Source organism: Actinomadura sp. GC306 (genome assembly GCF_004348665.1).
Taxonomy (GTDB): Bacteria; Actinomycetota; Actinomycetes; order Streptosporangiales; family Streptosporangiaceae; genus Spirillospora.
Window position 1 is genome coordinate 1 of record NZ_SMKM01000542.1, and the last position, 1,010, is coordinate 1,010.

1 protein-coding gene is annotated in these 1,010 nt (G+C 72.3%); it reads right to left on the minus strand.

Features of this window, described 5'->3' with window-relative positions; genetic code table 11:
* Window positions 1-186: 186 nt before the first annotated feature.
* A complete protein-coding gene (locus tag E1200_RS33390; RefSeq protein ID WP_131956683.1) occupies window positions 187-888 on the minus strand; it encodes a PIG-L deacetylase family protein in 702 nt (233 codons plus the stop codon).
* Between the last annotated feature and the right edge of the window lie 122 nt (window positions 889-1,010).

Here is a 1,010-nt window from a genome sequence, read left to right on the forward strand (position 1 = left end):
CCATTACGGTCGTGCGGCCCGGCGGGTTCCTGCTGTGCGCCGGAGGGCATGACCCTTGCCTTCGCGACCCTTGAGGGGGGTGAATCGGAACATGTCGAGAAGAGCGCGCAAACGCAGGGCCCGCAAGCGCCGCAAGGCCAACTCGGGCAAACGCCCCAACGCCCGCGGCTAGGATCCGGCCCGCCGCTAGGACTCGATCATCTCGAACGTCGTCGCGTGCTGGACGCCCGCGGCGCGGCCGCTCTCCTCGGCGGCCCCGGTGAGCACGGCGGCGGCGTCGAAGTCGGCGCCGAGGGTCGCGAAGTACACCCGGTGCGCGAGCAGCGAGTCGATGCCGGCCTGCAGGTGGCCGGTGACGTCCACGTAGTGCGTCGCGCGCGGAGACCCGCCGAACAGCGCGAACCGGACGCCCTGCCACGGTTCCAGGTCGAGGTCGCGGAACACCCAGCGGTTGGCGGCGTCCCTGATCGCGTCCGCCACGGCGAGGCCGAGCACGCGGTGGTCGGCCATGTTGAACCCGCCGCCGGGCCACTCCTCCCGGAAGTTGACCGACAGCACGACCTCCGGCCGGTGCCACCGGATCGCCCCGGCGATCGCGCGCCGCAGCGCGAGGCCGTACTCCAGCATGCCGTCGGGCAGGTCGAGGAACTCGACGTTGTCGACGCCGACCAGGCGGGCCGCCTCGATCTGCTCCGCGCTGCGGACCCGCGCCGCGTCCCGCGGGTCCATCGAGTCGATCCCCGCCTCCCCGCGGGTGGCCAGCACCTCCGTCACCGTCTTGCCCTGGCTCGTCCATTTCGCGATGGCCGCCGACGTCCCGTACTCCAGGTCGTCGGGGTGCGCCACGACCGTCAGCGCCCGTTCCCAGTCCTCAGGTACCGCTTCCATCCCCCCAGCCTGACCGACGGATCCGCGTGTCCGCGGGGGCGAAGGCAAGGTTTTGCCTACCCCGATCGGCGTGCTGGACCCATCCTCCGGGGGCCTCGACCGTCCGTAGCCTCTCTCCCGGG